This is a genomic window from Psychromonas arctica, from assembly GCF_038155225.1.
GTDB lineage: Bacteria > Pseudomonadota > Gammaproteobacteria > Enterobacterales > Psychromonadaceae > Psychromonas > Psychromonas arctica_B.
Genome location: NZ_JBAKBA010000404.1, coordinates 1 through 211, shown reverse-complemented (window position 1 = coordinate 211; position 211 = coordinate 1). Strand labels below are relative to the sequence as shown.

The window sequence follows — 211 nt, the reverse complement described above, 5'->3', positions numbered from 1 at the left end:
GCTAAGACGTGTAGCGTGAGAGAATTACAAGCATGTAATTTTTTCATTTCAACTAACATTTCATCTTTTTTAGAAAATGCTTTTTCTAATGATGTTAATTCTAATTGACCAATTGCTAGTTTCTCACCAGCCATTTCAAACACTTTTTGATCACGTAAATTAAGTTCAGCAGCCGATACCGCTTTAATATCTGATTTAGCTTCAAACTGTG

General features: G+C 32.7%; 1 protein-coding gene. It reads right to left on the bottom strand.

Annotated elements, in window-relative coordinates; genetic code table 11:
- On the bottom strand, positions 1–211 hold a 211-nt coding region (locus V6255_RS18920; RefSeq protein WP_341629478.1), incomplete at both ends, for a DHHA2 domain-containing protein.